General features: G+C 43.7%; 18 protein-coding genes, 1 tRNA gene and 2 pseudogenes. 11 read left to right on the plus strand and 10 right to left on the minus strand.

The annotated features are described in order from the left end of the window. Positions 1-38: 38 nt before the first annotated feature. Complete coding sequence (locus M1E06_RS14775; RefSeq protein ID WP_020450995.1) at positions 39-911, minus strand: DMT family transporter; 873 nt, start codon at positions 909-911, stop codon at positions 39-41. 91 nt (positions 912-1,002) lie between these two features. Here M1E06_RS14775 and M1E06_RS14780 point away from each other — a divergent pair, with 91 nt between their 5' ends. Beyond that, on the plus strand, positions 1,003-1,890 hold the full coding sequence (locus M1E06_RS14780) for a LysR family transcriptional regulator (RefSeq protein ID WP_020450994.1): 888 nt from the start codon (positions 1,003-1,005) through the stop codon (positions 1,888-1,890). Between the two features lie 56 nt (positions 1,891-1,946). On the opposite strand, the gene cysI is transcribed toward M1E06_RS14780, so the two are convergent. Both cysI and M1E06_RS14790 read right to left on the minus strand, forming a co-directional pair. After that, a complete protein-coding gene (gene cysI / locus M1E06_RS14785; protein ID WP_020450993.1) occupies positions 1,947-3,665 on the minus strand; it encodes an assimilatory sulfite reductase (NADPH) hemoprotein subunit in 1,719 nt (572 codons plus the stop codon). A 27-nt stretch (positions 3,666-3,692) separates the two neighbouring features. Continuing rightward, positions 3,693-5,522 (minus strand): assimilatory sulfite reductase (NADPH) flavoprotein subunit, encoded by a 1,830-nt coding sequence (locus M1E06_RS14790; protein ID WP_020450992.1) that lies wholly within the window; start codon positions 5,520-5,522, stop codon positions 3,693-3,695. A gap of 317 nt (positions 5,523-5,839) precedes the next feature. On the opposite strand from M1E06_RS14790, the gene M1E06_RS14795 reads away from it, so the two are divergent. Both M1E06_RS14795 and M1E06_RS14800 read left to right on the plus strand, forming a co-directional pair. Further along, positions 5,840-6,730, plus strand: a complete 891-nt coding sequence (locus M1E06_RS14795) for a LysR family transcriptional regulator (RefSeq protein WP_020450991.1) — start codon at positions 5,840-5,842, stop codon at positions 6,728-6,730. A gap of 136 nt (positions 6,731-6,866) precedes the next feature. Next, positions 6,867-7,226, plus strand: a complete 360-nt coding sequence (locus M1E06_RS14800) for a hypothetical protein (protein ID WP_023856697.1) — start codon at positions 6,867-6,869, stop codon at positions 7,224-7,226. A gap of 82 nt (positions 7,227-7,308) precedes the next feature. On the opposite strand, the gene M1E06_RS14805 is transcribed toward M1E06_RS14800, so the two are convergent. Both M1E06_RS14805 and M1E06_RS14810 read right to left on the minus strand, forming a co-directional pair. Continuing rightward, on the minus strand, positions 7,309-7,887 hold the full coding sequence (locus M1E06_RS14805; RefSeq protein WP_020450989.1) for a maltose acetyltransferase domain-containing protein: 579 nt from the start codon (positions 7,885-7,887) through the stop codon (positions 7,309-7,311). A 37-nt stretch (positions 7,888-7,924) separates the two neighbouring features. Then, on the minus strand, positions 7,925-8,104 hold the full coding sequence (locus M1E06_RS14810) for a hypothetical protein (protein ID WP_011197793.1): 180 nt from the start codon (positions 8,102-8,104) through the stop codon (positions 7,925-7,927). A gap of 174 nt (positions 8,105-8,278) precedes the next feature. Here M1E06_RS14810 and M1E06_RS14815 point away from each other — a divergent pair. From M1E06_RS14815 to M1E06_RS14830, 4 genes are all read left to right on the plus strand, one after another. Further along, a tRNA-Val gene (locus M1E06_RS14815) sits at positions 8,279-8,351 on the plus strand. Between the two features lie 194 nt (positions 8,352-8,545). Continuing rightward, a complete protein-coding gene (locus tag M1E06_RS14820) occupies positions 8,546-8,728 on the plus strand; it encodes a YolD-like family protein (protein ID WP_020450988.1) in 183 nt (60 codons plus the stop codon). Between the two features lie 108 nt (positions 8,729-8,836). Beyond that, positions 8,837-9,652, plus strand: a complete 816-nt coding sequence (locus M1E06_RS14825) for a GAF domain-containing protein (RefSeq protein WP_026579879.1) — start codon at positions 8,837-8,839, stop codon at positions 9,650-9,652. An 18-nt stretch (positions 9,653-9,670) separates the two neighbouring features. Then, positions 9,671-9,859: a hypothetical protein gene (locus M1E06_RS14830; RefSeq protein WP_026579880.1), complete on the plus strand. Its 189-nt coding sequence runs from the start codon at positions 9,671-9,673 to the stop codon at positions 9,857-9,859. A 34-nt stretch (positions 9,860-9,893) separates the two neighbouring features. Here M1E06_RS14830 and M1E06_RS14835 read toward each other — a convergent pair. The 4 genes and pseudogenes from M1E06_RS14835 to M1E06_RS14850 all read right to left on the minus strand — a co-directional run. After that, positions 9,894-10,148, minus strand: a pseudogene (locus M1E06_RS14835) (peptidoglycan-binding domain-containing protein); the annotation flags it as partial. 63 nt (positions 10,149-10,211) lie between these two features. Continuing rightward, positions 10,212-10,973, minus strand: a pseudogene (locus tag M1E06_RS14840) (peptidoglycan recognition protein family protein); the annotation flags it as partial. Between the two features lie 51 nt (positions 10,974-11,024). Next, the gene (locus M1E06_RS14845; protein WP_020450985.1) at positions 11,025-11,288 is read right to left on the minus strand and encodes a phage holin; all 264 of its coding nucleotides are present in this window, start codon (positions 11,286-11,288) and stop codon (positions 11,025-11,027) included. 15 nt (positions 11,289-11,303) lie between these two features. After that, positions 11,304-11,573: a hemolysin XhlA family protein gene (locus M1E06_RS14850; protein WP_020450984.1), complete on the minus strand. Its 270-nt coding sequence runs from the start codon at positions 11,571-11,573 to the stop codon at positions 11,304-11,306. Positions 11,574-11,916: 343 nt separating this feature from the next. Here M1E06_RS14850 and M1E06_RS14855 point away from each other — a divergent pair, with 343 nt between their 5' ends. Further along, the gene (locus M1E06_RS14855; protein WP_044805482.1) at positions 11,917-12,093 is read left to right on the plus strand and encodes a helix-turn-helix domain-containing protein; all 177 of its coding nucleotides are present in this window, start codon (positions 11,917-11,919) and stop codon (positions 12,091-12,093) included. 77 nt (positions 12,094-12,170) lie between these two features. On the opposite strand, the gene M1E06_RS14860 is transcribed toward M1E06_RS14855, so the two are convergent. Continuing rightward, entirely contained in the window at positions 12,171-12,509 is a 339-nt protein-coding gene (locus M1E06_RS14860) for a DUF1433 domain-containing protein (protein WP_020450982.1), read from the minus strand. A gap of 53 nt (positions 12,510-12,562) precedes the next feature. Between M1E06_RS14860 and M1E06_RS14865 the strand changes: the two genes are divergently transcribed. From M1E06_RS14865 to M1E06_RS14875, 3 genes are all read left to right on the plus strand, one after another. Next, positions 12,563-14,005 (plus strand): lipase family protein, encoded by a 1,443-nt coding sequence (locus M1E06_RS14865; protein WP_456270547.1) that lies wholly within the window; start codon positions 12,563-12,565, stop codon positions 14,003-14,005. A gap of 11 nt (positions 14,006-14,016) precedes the next feature. Further along, a complete protein-coding gene (locus tag M1E06_RS14870; RefSeq protein WP_020450980.1) occupies positions 14,017-14,349 on the plus strand; it encodes a hypothetical protein in 333 nt (110 codons plus the stop codon). Between the two features lie 360 nt (positions 14,350-14,709). Then, positions 14,710-14,760 carry a hypothetical protein gene (locus M1E06_RS14875; protein WP_228767678.1) on the plus strand — a complete coding sequence of 17 codons (51 nt, stop codon included), beginning with the start codon at positions 14,710-14,712 and terminating at the stop codon, positions 14,758-14,760. Positions 14,761-15,001: the final 241 nt, after the last annotated feature.

A 15,001-nucleotide genomic window follows, 5' to 3' on the forward strand; every position in this document is an offset into this window, starting at 1 on the left:
TCCCATTTCATCATACCATATAGACCCTCTGCCTTTTTTTACACCTTTTTAAATTGATAAGTATTCATAAAAATCCCGATGCAGATCATGAAGGCGCCGATCAGGATGCTGATTGTGACCGGTTCATGCAGCTGCAGCCAGCCGAATAAAAGGCCTAATACGGGAACAAACATTAAAGCCATCGATGCTTTTGACGCTTCGATTTGATTCAGGATCCAAAACCAAATGACGAACGTCAAAGCCGTAGAGAATAAACCGTTAAATAAAAGAGATAAGATCGCCTCATTTGACCAGTGAATCGGCCGGGCCGGTTCCAGTATAAAAGAGAAGATCAATAACATCACCGCCCCTGTGAGAAGCTGCCATGCATTCATATGAATCATATCTGTATCTTTAAATTTCAGTTTGCTGTATACATTGGCGATGCCCCAGCTGAGCGCTGCGATTAAAACACAAAGCTCTCCAAATATGACATTTTGATCAACATGCAGAATCCCTCCTCCTAATATAAACAAAAGACCGATCAACCCGGAAAATAAACCGAGCATTTTATACACATTGATTTTCTCGTTTAATTTAAAATGACTGATGACAGTGACAAAAATCGGCATGGTATACACCAATACAGACGTTTTTCCCGAATCGACAAACTGCATGCCGTAAGTTAACACCCCCATATAACCTAAACCCATCAATAAACTCATCACCAGATAATGCTTGATATTCTCCTTTCCTATTGAACGCTTCCTTCCTTTGATCAAGAGAATTACAAACAAAGGAACGGCTCCAATGAACAGCCGCAGTGCCGAAAATAAAACAGGGGGAATGTCAGTGATTGCGATTTTCATCGTCACCCAGGTATACCCCCAAATAAGCGTTACAGAGATGATCCCCAACAGTACTTTAAACATAAACCGTCACCTTTCTTCTTTGTTTCATGTACAGCATATGCTATATTGGATGATAACTGAAATACATTTTTATTATCGGAGGTATAACCATTTGGTTATGAACATGAACAGCCTTCACATCTTTGTGAAAGTCGCGGAGACACTAAATATGACAGAAGCCGCCAACGAGCTGTATATTTCACAGCCGGCCGTGAGCAAAGCCATAAAAACCATGGAAACGTCGCTCGGGGTCAAATTGTTGATTCGGGATAAACAGAACAAGTTAAAGCTTACTGACGCGGGAAAGGAAATCGCCGTACTGGCCAGACAGATGATTGTGATTGAAAACAAAATATACCAAGTGGCCGATCAAGAAAATCATCTGCTCAGGGGGAAAGTCAAAGTTGGCTCGTTCCCCGCCGTCTCAACGAATATTTTGCCGCAGGCTATCGCCTCCTTCAAGTCAAAGTATCCGCTCGTACAAATCGAGCTGGTCGAAGGAACCTCCGACCAAATCAAGCAATGGGTCGAAACACGCCTGGTTGATTTAGGCATCGTCGCCTCTCCCTTTGACGGTTTCGAAAGTCAAGTATTGTTTCAAGACCGGATGGCGGCCGTCATCCCTGAGCAATATCATCACTTAAAAGACGCACCTTTCATTGATCTGAAAAAACATCAAAATGAATTGATCTTTTGCAAGGGCGGGCACGAAGTCGCGGTATCTCAAATCTTTCAAAAACACCGCCTCGAATTAAAAGAAAATCTGACTGTGCAAAACGCGGAAACATTGGTCAATATGGTCAATAACAACTTGGGGATCGGCTTGATTTCTAACTTTTCGCTTTCCTCCGTATCCCATCGGTTGATCAAAAAAGACATCTCTCCTCAAATTATCCGCGAGGTCGGCATGATTACACCCTCATTTGAAGAAGCAACACCGGCGGCTGCCGAGTTTATGAAAATGATCATCGAGTCGGAAACGGTTCGATCATTTTCGTAAACAGAAAACGCCTCAGCACCGATCAAAGGGCTGAGGCGTTTTTTAAAAAATGCTCATCAATCATGGAAATTCGTTCCGTCCGTCGTTTCTTTAACAATTCCGGCGCGGATGACGAAATCTCCGAAATGTTCTCCTTCATTGCGTTCTTTCGCATAGCGCGGAAGAATGTCGCGAAGTTCTTTTAAAATTTCTTCTTCACCGATGTTTTCCCGGTACATTTTACTTAGACGGCTGCCGTCAAAAGCGGCGCCGAGGTACATGTTGTACTTGCCAGGGGCTTTTCCGATGAAGCCGATTTCGCCGAGCGCATGGCGGGCGCAGCCGTTCGGGCATCCCGTCATGCGGATGGTAATCTCTTCATTCTTCAAGCCGTTTTCTTCAATGATTTCATCAATTTTGTCAATCAGCTTTGGCAAATATCGTTCCGCTTCGGCCATCGCCAATCCGCACGTCGGCAGTGCGACGCATGCGATCGAGCTGCGGCGGAGCGCTGTATAATGCCTGCCGTCAGTCAAACCAAACTGTTCGATCAGTTCGCTGATCTTTTTCTTCTTTTGGCTTGTGACATTGGCAATGATCAAGTTTTGATTGGCTGTGAGGCGGATATCGCCGGTATGAACTTTGGCGATCTCCCTTAAGCCGGTCATCAGCTTGTAATCATCATAATCAGTGACGCGGCCGCCCTCAACAAACATTGTAAAGTGCCATCTTCCGTTTACACCCTTTACCCAGCCGTAGCGGTCGCCGTTATGCTCGAAATGATACGGCTTTGCTTCAGCGAGGCTCCAGCCGAGGCGGTTTTCCAGCTCGTTTTTGACCGTTTCCAAGCCGAGGCGGTCAATTGTGTACTTGAAGCGGGCATTTTTGCGAACCGAGCGGTTTCCGTAGTCCCGCTGAATCGTAATCGTTTTTTCGGCGACATCATATAACTGATCAGGCTTGCAGAAGCCAATGACTTTGGCAAGCTGCGGATACGTTGCTTTGTCTCCATGGGTCATGCCCATGCCGCCGCCGATCGCGACGTTGAAGCCGATGAGTTTGTCATCCTCCACAATCGCGATAAACCCAAGATCCTGGGAAAATACGTCGATATCATTTGACGGCGGAACGGCGATGCCGATTTTGAATTTCCGCGGCAGATACAGCGGTCCGTACATCGGTTCGACTTCTTCCGCATCAGGCGTGCCGGCCACTTTTTCTTCATCAAGCCAGATTTCATGATACGCACGTGTGCGCGGCAGGAGGTCATCACTCAGCTTTTTCGACCATTCATACACTTCTCTGTGGATTTCTGATTGATACGGATTGGAAGCGCACATGACGTTCCGGTTAACATCCCCGCATGCTGCAATCGTATCCAGCATGGCTGAATGGATCGATTGAATCGTTTTTTTCATGTTCCATTTTAAAATGCCGTGCATTTGGAAGGTTTCCCGGGTTGTCAGCTTCAATGTGCCATTTCCGTATTTCCGGGCAAGCTCATCCATGACAAGCCACTGCTCAGGCGTTGCGACACCGCCCGGCATCCGGACGCGCAGCATGAACTGATACGCCGGCTCAAGCTTTTGCTTTTGACGCTCATTGCGGAGATCGCGGTCATCCTGCAAATAGCTGCCATGATGCTTCATCAGACGGTTGTCGTCATCGGAAATTCCGGCTGAAAGCGGCTCAAGCATCGATTCCTTCAGGGTGCCGCGCAAATAGTTGCTTTCTTTCTTAATGCGTTCTACATCACTCGGCGGGCCTTCAGGCGCTTTTAATATTTCGTTCCCCATGTTGAAAAAGTCCCCTTTCAATCAAAATCAGTATACATCGCGCTGATAACGTTTTTGCTTTTTCATTTCTGCCAGATAGGCTTCAGCTTCCTCGCGGCTTTTGCCGCCTTCTTTTTCGATAATTTCAAGCAATGCGTTCTGAACATCTTTGGCCATGTTGTTCTTGTCGCCGCAAACGTAGAAAGTCGCTCCTTCTTCAAGCCACTCAAACAGTTCTTTGCTGTGCTCAAGCATGCGGTGCTGTACATATACTTTTTCTTCCGTATCCCGCGAGAACGCGACATCCATTTTTGTCAGCACGCCGTCACTCAGCCACTTTTGCCATTCTGTCTGATATAAGAAATCGGTGACGAAGTGCTGGTCGCCGAAGAACATCCACGATTTCCCCGGTGCTCCGGTTTCTTCGCGCTCCTGCATAAATGACCTAAACGGCGCAACACCTGTGCCCGGACCGACCATGATAATCGGAGCCTCCGGATTTTCCGGCAGCTTAAAGTTTTTATTCGGCTGAATAAAAACAGGCAGCGTGTCGCCAGGCTGAAGGCGTTCAGCACATAAAACCGAGCAGACCCCTTTTCGGTCTCTGCCGTGCGTATTGTAGCGGACAGCGCCGATCGTCAAATGCACCTCATCCGGATTTGCAGCGAAGCTTGATGCGATCGAATAAAGACGCGGCGGAATTTTTCGAAGAATCGAAACAAAATCCTGCGGAGCTACTGCGATCGGACCGAAATCCTGAACGAAATCAATCAGGTCGCGGCCTGCGATATATGCTTTTAATTGATCCGCGTTTTCCTGAGCGACAAGCTCGCGCAGCTTTTCATTTGCAATGAGTTCTGCCGCCTGCTGAATAAATTTTTTTGTCAGCACCGTAATTTCATAGTAAGAAGTCAACGCTTCTTTCAGGGAAAGGTTTTCCCCTTGATCAACCGTGACGGTAGCATTCGGATCCCATTTCAGCTCGGCCAGCAGCATGTTCACGAGTTCCGGGTCATTTTCCGGAAAAATGCCGAGCGCATCGCCAGGTTCATAAGTCAGGCCTGAGCCTTCGAGCGATAATTCAAGGTGGCGCGTTTCTTTATTTGATCCGCGGCCGTTTAAATTCAAATTTTCCAGCACTTCCGCTCTGAACGGATTTTTTCTCGAATATACCGTTTCTCCTCCTGCTGCTTGCGGTGCTGCCGTTTGAGCAGGTGCTGAGCTTGCGCCCTGTTCCTGTCCTTCGTTTAAGCTTGAGATGACACCCTCAAGCCATGCTGCAGCCGGTTCATCATAATCGAGATCGCAATCGACGCGCGGATGGAGCCTTGTGCCCCCCAGCTCACCAAGCCGCTGATCAAACTCTTTTCCGGTCTGGCAGAAAAATTCATACGACGTGTCGCCAAGAGCCAGCACAGAATAACGGAAATCATCGAGCTTCGGAGCCCGTCTGCCATGGAGAAATTCATGGAATGACAGCGCGTTGTCCGGCGGATCCCCTTCTCCGTGCGTGCTGACGACGATGAGAAGGTTTTTTAATTTTTTCAATTGGTTCGGCTTAAAATCGCTCATTGCAGAGACGGTAACTTGAAAGCCCCGTTCTGTAAGCGTCTTAGCCGCGTTTTCAGCAAGTCCCTGTGCATTTCCTGTCTGCGACCCGAATAAAATGGTCACTTCTTTGGAAACAGGCTGGGCCGGACTTGCAGCCGGAGCTTCCGCCGGCAATGTTTCAAGCGCCGCCGCGGCATCGGCGGTTTGCACAGCCGCCAGATAACCGCTCAGCCAGGCTTTTTGTGATGCCGTCAAAGTTGGCAGAAGGCGGTTGAGGAGCTCTGCCTGCTCCTGGTTAAAAGGACTGTTCATTACCTGAAGTTGCAACGATATCCACCTCACTAAGGAATAAAAAAATTATGACTTGTTTGAAACGGAAAAGGATTACATTCATCATATATCCACTATTCCTATAAATCAAATCGGTTTTATTGACGCAAAACATCTGTCGATCACGGCTTTGCTGCAAAGAAATATTGTAAGCGCTCACTCACCACGTCCCCTTTACCGCTCGGCGTCAGCCTGCTTCAAACCAAACATTCCTAAAAAAGATTCTAATTTAAAGTTTACTGGAATACTCAACATTAGTAAAATATATATTAATTATCACAGCTATTAAAATTTTTAATAAAGGAGAGATTCGTGTGCATTATGATGCGCTGAAGACATTCGTTACCCTTGCAGAAGTCAAAAATTTCACAAAAACGGCCGAGCTTCTTCTCATGTCACAGCCGAGCGTGAGCATGCACATTAAAAATCTTGAAAAAGAGTTCCAGACGAAATTATTTGAACGCTCTCCGAAATATTTGAAAATCACGCCGACCGGTGAAATTTTATACGACCGCGCCAAACAAATGATCACCATATATGAACAAACGCGGCAGGACATTCTCGATCACCACAACTCGATCAAAGGCGAGCTGAAAATCGGTGCAAGCTTCACAATCGGCGAATACATTTTGCCATCGCTCTTGTTCGACCTTCAAAAAGAATATCCTGAGCTCGAACTCAAGGCGGTCATTGGAAACACGGAAGAAATCGTGCAGTCCGTCCGCCTGTACAAAGTGGACATCGGCTTGATCGAAGGCCAGACAAATGAAAAAGAGCTTTCTGTCCACGCCTTTATGCAGGACGAATTGTTTATCACCGCTTCAAGTAATCACCCGCTTGCCGCCAAACAGGACGTGACAATGGCCGATCTGCAAAATCAAACATGGGTAACACGCGAAGTCGGCTCAGGTACACGCGAATACTTAAACCATGTCATCCGTTCAAACGGTTTGAAAGTCAAGTCGTTTCTGACGATCAGCAGCAACCAGGGGATCAAAGAAACGCTCATGACAGGCATCGGCCTGTCACTCCTGTCTGAAAGCGTCATTGAAAGAGACGTGCAGCATGGAAACCTTTCCGTGATCCGGCTGAAAAATCAAACCTTTACCAGGACGCTTTCATATATATATTCACCCGTCATGCAAGACAAAAAAAATGTAAAAACCTTTATTAACGCTTTGAACCAAAGAACAGCTTCGGAATGATGATCCGTTCTTCCTGCCCGCTTCACGAAATGTTTGTTTTCGTTTGTCCAATGTGTGAATCATCACTGGAAACGATTGACTGCCGGCTGGAGATGCCATATCCTGGAACTATCACATAGGAAAAGAGATGATGGTTATGAAGTGGTTAAGTAAAAGTTTAGTTGCTTCATCATTACTGGCAGGTATGCTTGCTGTTTCGGGAAGTCCCATGCATGTACAAGCCCAGGAACTCTCTAAAACTGAAAGTCTCTCTTCTCACGCATCTGCACAAGGAATCTTCGCCCCTCAGGCGATCGTCATCAACAGGCCGATGAAAGTCGGACAGGAAGATCAATACGTCGGCATTTCAAACGTGTCCTACAGCGGCAGCGCCATTACCGTCAGCGTCACCTCGGACCGCGTGTACGTAAAAGCCGTCAGCCCAGGCAAAGCGACATTTTCGTATCTCAATTCATTGGGACAGCTGGTCATCAACAATATTACGGTCACCCGATAACACTTAAATCCGCGGGAGAAATCTCCTTCCCGCGGATGTTTGATCAACTCCAACATTCACCGCGTCTATATAAAAACACCAATCACATAGAATTGGTGTTTTTGCCGTCAACGTATTTAATTATTTTCGCCGGATTGCCGCCGACGATGGCATTGTCCGGGACATCTTTTGTCACGACGGCTCCGGAAGCTATCACTGCATTGTCGCCGACCTTGACGCCGGGATTGATGACCGCTCTGCCGCCAATCCAGACGTTCCGTCCGATGATGACAGGTATCCCGTACTCCGCACCGCTTATCCTTTCGGACGGATCGAGCGGATGGGTCGCCGTATAAATATGAACGCCCGGTCCGAGCATACAATGATCACCTATCCGGATTTCGCATACATCGAGGAAAACACAGTCAAAATTGGCGAAGAAATTTTCCCCGACATGTATATTAAAGCCGTAATCACAGCGAAACACCGGTTCGATGTGGAGCGTTTCCCCTGTTGAACCAAACAGCTCTTTGATCAGCTTGGTCCTTTTATTGTCGTCGATTTCGTTCGAATGGTTGAATTCATTCATAATGTTGCGCGCCTTGAGTCTGTCATGGCACAGCACCGGATCAGAAGCAAGATAAAGCTCTCCGTCCAGCATTTTTTGCTTTTCTGTTTTCATTGGTTTTTTAGTCTCCTTAACTGCATTTTGATATTGGCTACATCAATTGCAACACGAGATTGAACACTTTTACAATAAAATAGACATTGATGAGCAGCAAAAGCAAGATAACAGCCTTCCGCTTCTCATGTTTAATTTCATAAACGAATTTCCACATAAAAAAGATTGCTAAAAATACGATTAAAATACTATCAACACTTTTAAGTATCAGATCCATCCAATTCCTGCTCCCTTTTGACTTCTATATAAGACAATATTTTCATAACGCGCGGCGTACTGCAAGACTCTTTCCCAGTTCTTTAAAAAAAAATCGAAAAACTGTTGACGAACCCATCTAATCTGCATATAATAGAACTTGTCAGCAAAACAAATACCCAGTGTTACATATCATGATTCCGTAGCTCAGCTGGGAGAGCGCTACCTTGACAGGGTAGAGGTCGCTGGTTCGAGCCCAGTCGGAATCATACCAACAAACCCTTGTATATCAAGGGTTTGTTTTTTTATGCATTACTTTAAATACGCCCTGATGAATTGAATTGTTGGCGAATTGTTGGCAAAAAACTTCTTTAATCAATGACATTGATGCTGCTGGAGCATGTCAGTTTGCTTCGAGAATTAGAAACTTACCACAATAGAGTGAAAAAAGCCGGTTCTTGATATGGCCCAAATAAAAGACACGGAACGTGTTATATGCGAGGCGATGGAATTCAACTCGGTTCTGATCATTAGTGTATACAGAGACGGTTTTATTGAAGAAGTAACAGGACATGTTAATTATATAGATGAAGTAAAACAGAGGCTGCTGCATGTGAAGTATTTAAAAGGGATACAAATTTTATGAATCTGTTTAATGTGATTTACGCAAAGTTTAAAATAAGACCAAGTAAATTTCTCCCCGAAAATTTGTCCAAATAATGTTATAATGAAGAAAAAGAAGGGTATGCAAACTATGGGAGATATTGTTTCAGCTTTTTTGGACAAGAGTCCACCTTGGTTTTTTATCATTTCTAGTATTATTCTAATTGTTATACTCATAATTATCGGTGTTTTTGTATATATTGCTGTAAAACGATTTGCTGATAATGCAAATAAAGAAAATAAGGTTATCAAGCTTTTAGAAGAAAGAGAAACACTTAAAAATGAAAATCTGCACAATAAGCTACTTACAGAACAACTAACTGTCGCTATCTCCAATGCTAAAACCTTTGTCGATTTGTTAGTGTTAATACAAAAAAACCGATCAGGTTCGACTGGCGATGATGTACTACATGCCATCAATAAAATTTTGGAGGGACTTACCGCTGTCATTAAAACTGACATTGGCGAAATGCACAGATGCGGGTTTTGGATAAATGATGACACAGGTCTTAGGTTACTTTGTGGAAGTTCGGGCTTTCCTCTTGATTATCCGGGTAATAGAGTTTTAGATATAAATCACTCTATAGCTGGACGATGTTTTAGAAAATCAGAATCAATAAATATTGTTGATGTGACCAAAGATGCTGACTGGAAAGAATCAGATTCTTCTAATACATATAGCTCACTGATATGTATTCCAATAAGTGAATGGGGAGTTGTTACCATTGACGCAAAAAGAGAAATGAGTGATAATACGTTACAAATAGGACAACTTTATTGCTCTATTATAAGTGGCATTTTAGGTGAATATTACGAACTTGTACAAGATGAAGATATTGGTGACCAAAACCTTGACAGAGATTTCGATGATTTTGTTGATGAAGTTGCTGCTAATGTTGAATCTTAATCTAAGGAGTTGATTAAATTGAACAGCAAATATACACTCCAAAAAACAGCAATAACCAAGCTTTTTAATGACAATAAAATTTCAAAAGAAGATTTGGAACTGATGTTAGCAAAACTTGAAAGAGAAGCAGACTTGATAGATCAACAAAAGAACAAACGAAAAGAATTAATTAAAAAAGCTCGATATAGAATATTCGAACATGTTTAAAAACCCCTTCCACTTTAGAAGGGGTTTTTTATTTCTATTTTAATAAAGTTTTAAGCTTTGCTTTAGTGTCAGATCCATAAATGCCATCTGCAGACAACCCGTGCATTAACTGGAAACGTTTGACTGCGTTCGCCGTTTTCGGTCCGTAATAACCATCTATGCCGTTATTCTTCGCTCCTTTGTCTGGATAGAAATAGAGGGCAGCTAGAGCCTCTTGAATCTGTCGGACGCCTGTCCCTTTCATCAGTGGGCTTTTCACCTTATAGATGCCAGACGGCAGCGGGTAGGATGTTTTTTTGCCGTTAGAGGAAGGCTTTTTCTTTTTCGCTCCAATGGCTGCAAGGGCCTTTTCCGTTGCTGGACCGTAAATTCCATCCACCGCGATACCCGCTTTCTTTTGTAACGCTTTGACAGCTTGCACCGTTTCATTTTCGTAAGACCCATCAGCCCCGTATTTCGGCAGTGAGAAGCCAGCGGCAATCAAACGTTTCTGCAGCGCCTTGACCTGGGAACCGGACGCCCCTTTTTTCAGAATGGTCCCTGTGGATTTGCTTGACTGGCTCGTTGATGATGTTGTCTTTGACACCGTTTTATTTCCAAGCAGGGAATCGACTTTTTTCCTGAATGTCGTCAGCTGGCTGGAATCGCTCACCCACGGTGCCGGACAAATTTTGTTTGTTACATCGTAATGGCGGACGATTTTGTTAGTAGAAAGACCGTAACGCTTGCACAGGTCGGCAACCAATTCAGCGGCATTCTGAACCGTTTCACTGTGAATCATGCCGTCTTTTTCGACACACATTTCAACGCTGATTGACTTTGTGTTGGCGTTCGGTTTAAGAAAACTCACATAACAGCGGTTTTTATCATGTGCATGGTACGCGACTTCATTTTCAGGAATGATGTGCTGCGCTTCTTTACGGTCCACAAAATAATGAGCTGAAGCTTTGCGTTTAATGGCTATACATGTGCCATTGAAGTAATCCCTCTCATTCAATGCAGAAGCGCCCGGCGTCGCCGTATAGTGCATGACAATCCCTTTCACTCCTGCCAACTTCAGCCCTGGACGAGTATATTGATTGACTTTCACAAAGTTTTTCACGACTTTAACCATTTGAACTCCTCCAATTTTGTTTTAAATAAAAAAGGCTGCCAGCCGGCAACCTCATTTCGTTAATCCCTTTTGTTTCAAAGTCTCTTTCTGCAACTTTCCTTTGCTTGTGACATAGTTGTTTTTGAACCAAGCGACCAACGTCGTGACGATTGTAAAAATCGTGGAGCCGGCCAAATACAAAGCGTCGGCCAACGTATTGACCTGATCCTCGCTGATCGGCAAAGCTGATTTTCCAAACATGATCAATGTCTGGTTTACCAATGCAACAAAAAGAAGCACCGTCCTGATGACCGTGCCTTTGTCTAAGTTTTTCATATTGTGTTTACCTCCTTATTTCTGCAGTAGATTATAAAAAACAGCGATTGCGCCGCCAATGATGCCGGTGCTGACCGCTGTAATGATCGCGCCGGTGATACTGCGCTTGATCCAAGTTGTGTTTTCCTCGATCTTGTTCAGCTTTTCATTGATAGAGATAATCTGCTGATCATGGCGTTCAGAAGTTCTTTCCAGGGTGCTGACACGTTTCTCAAGCGTTTTTTGATCCGCCTTGATCTCTTTAATCTCTTTCTGAAAAACTTCGTATTCGTTTGTTTGCGACATCTCCCTTAATCCTCCCGTTCTCACATCGTTTTCACCTCCTCCGAGGCAAAATAAAAACACCGTTTTTTACGGCGTGATCTTACAAGAAATGAGTAACCACAAGGTTTTTAATTTTCACGTCTGTTTCTCCGTTATTGGTCAACATAAGTCGCGGAGAGGCAGCTAATAAATCAACCTTCTGAGCGTCTCGGTCATTATTTTCTAATACAATGACATCTTCATAACCCTTCAGGGTATAGTTGCTTGTTCCCGGGATGATGTAAGTCATGCGAACACTCAGATTCGTCTTTTCATAAAGATAAATCGCGAGTCCAAGCTGATGACCTGCCGATCGATTGAGGTTATGAAAGAAAAGGGAATTCAAAGTCAAAAGGAATTAGCTGAGTTGGTTGGTACTACAGAGGCAACAATAAGCAGATTTAAAACGAATAACAGATATGACATCACAACATTATTTATTATTAGTAGAGGATTAAACGTGCCTATAGAGTATGTTAAGGAGATTAAAGACGAACAGTAAACCATATAGTGCGGTAGGGCATGAAAAAGCGCATATAAAGAAAAAAGCCCGTCTCTGGTGAGCGGGCTATTATTCTATCATCGAGTACACAACTCATCTTTACATTCTTCTTTAGGTTCAGCATCCACGGTATATGACAATATTTCTTTATTTCCCGGATCATACAAACCTTCAAACTCTTTATCTCCGTTCGTATGTCCCTCTACTGTTATACCTCCCATTGGATTAATATAATAATCATCGGAAAAGTGGATATTATCAACATCTTTATAATTGGTTTTTAAAAACTTTTCCATATGATTCTGAGCTTCTTCAAATAAAGCAATCTCTTTTTCTTTTTGATCGTGCTGATGCTTCATAAAAAATCCCCCAACTGCTATAATTATTAAAATAAGGATAATTATGTACTTTTTCATTTGAAAATCAACCCTTTCTTATCCTATTTTACAAAAATAAAGAGGCGATGTATATGAGCGACAAGATAAAAGTTCCAAAAATAACAGATAAAACTTATTATACGCTAAGTCAAGAATCTTACAATCGCGATAGATTAGATAGTAAGTTAAAGACAGGGAAACCAATACAAACAGATCAAAAAACCTATTGGTTTGTCGAAAAGATTAAGAGAGACCATGATACAGGACTAGATGCCGTAGTTTTTTCCCAGGGCAAAAAAACTGAAGGTGGTAAGTGGGTAAAATCAGATAACCCTAAAAATGTCGTCGTAGCCTTCGCAGGAACTGATCCTAAAAGCCAATTCTTTCAAGATGTTGTTGACGCTGACGGCGGTAACGTTGTTATGGGTCTTGATCCGAAAAAGAAATCGCAATACATAATCGAAAAAGATGCGAAGGATACATCAAAAACAATAGGAAAATACAACGCAACCCCCTCACAAGACGCGATGCTTAGCACCGGTAAATACAAATTAATTACGAAAACGTCCCAAATCGGGCAAGCTGACGATCTGGTACGGGAAGTTAAACAAAAGTATAAAGGCACCTCGACGGTTATTTCAACAACCGGACACTCTCTTGGCGGCGCAGAGGCTGAATACAGCGCTGTGAACAATGATATATGCGCAGTCGCATTCAACAATCCTTCCGTCGTTAAATTGCATGCTGAAGAAAAGCAAAAGGAGATCCGAAGCGGCAAATATGACTCGTCTGTAAAAGCGATTGTCAATCCGGATGATATGACTGGTTCTGGCTGGTGGGATGAGTACGAACGACACGCAGGCAGAACAATATATACCAAAGACCCCTCTACTTCGCGTGTGGAACGACAAATACGACTAGATCCGAAGTATAACGGCGGTATATTTGGCACAGTGTTTAATGTCGCTGTAGACTACATTGCTACGACAGCAATGGGAATGCCGGATACACACGGACTCAACAAAGGCAACTTTACCTTCGACGAAAACGGCAATGTTCAAAATATAGAGGGCGATGAGCTCGTATACGATAAAAATTTAAAAGCAATGCTTCCACCGGAAGTTGCATCCGGAAGTGGCGCAATTAAAGTAACACCCGAAGTCGCTAAGCAGCTCGCGCAAAAAGTAAATGCGATGATCAACGATCTCCGGACGATGAAACGGGAAGCCGAAAACGCTTATCAGGAACACGACGCCGAGATCAACGATCTGAAACACGATACCTACCGTCAGGTCGGCCACGGTTTATACGACAAGCTGACACTCGAAGATGTAAACAATACGCTGAAAAACCTGGCGCAGTCGTTTGACAAAAAAGGCAATCCGCTCTTTTACGATGTTCATGCCGAAAAAGCGTACATCGCCTCATTAAAAAATACGATTTCAGATTTAGAAGACATCAGCGGGTACCTTGCGCAGATCGAAAAAGATTTTAAATCGAAAGATAAAATGCTGGCAAACTGGCTTAAGCTTTAGGAGATGACATAATGGAAAATTTCAATAAACTCGCCTCACTCAACAACTTAAACGGTGATCAAGAAGATACGCTCCTCATACGACGCAATCAGCTTCAAATGCTGAAAACGGGCATGAGAGTAACGGCCGCAACTAAGCTTGAAGGCATTAAAACGACACTAAGACCGAAGTTTAAAATAGACGATATACAAAAAGAAATGAACAGCGTTTATTCATCGCTTCTCTACAGCTTCGAAGGAAAAGCGCGGCAGGCGCTCGCTCAGCGAATCAGCCAAAGCGCCCAGCAGCTTATTGCGACAGAAAAGGACGGAGAGAGCTTTGTGAACGGATTTAAGACGAGATAGAGGCGCCAAAATAGGCGTCTTTTTTCGTTAACATACCACTGACTGACCGTTGACTTATAGGATTGCTATCGCCTACCTTTACAGGGTAGAGGTCGCTGGTTCGAGCCCAGTCGGAATCATACCGAATCGAACGGCAGGAAAACGTTGATTTTCAACGGAGTTCCTGCCGTTTTTGCGTTTGATTTTTTCCATTCTTACCTCTCATACTCTATATGTCTTCATTCAACAAAAAACAGTCGCTGATCGAAAGAGTTATGGTAAAATATTGTTTGTACAAAGTTCGGGCTCACTCAAGGGAAGTTGGCTCATCCCCTATGAAAGGGGGTGATGCTTATGACAGCATACGAAACAATCTCGTTAATGATTGCTTTCGGCATGTTAATTGCCGTGTTGTCGAAGAAAGAAAAATAGACTTCCCTTGAGCCCTGGTAAAGTTCAAAGGGAAGTCTATATTTAAAATGACTGAGCCAAGCCCTTGTTGGGCCGCTTTGTACACTCGACTCGACTGTTGGCGCAGTCGGGTCTTTTTTATTTTATGCATTTCTTTTTAAAAAATACACCTGAACGTTTGAGCGATACGTTGATGACACACCTGTGGTCTTTTTATGATTTTGACAGTCTATCTTCAAATTCATATTACCAATTTCAACCC

The sequence above is a fragment of the Bacillus sp. AK124 genome (genome assembly GCF_053903085.1).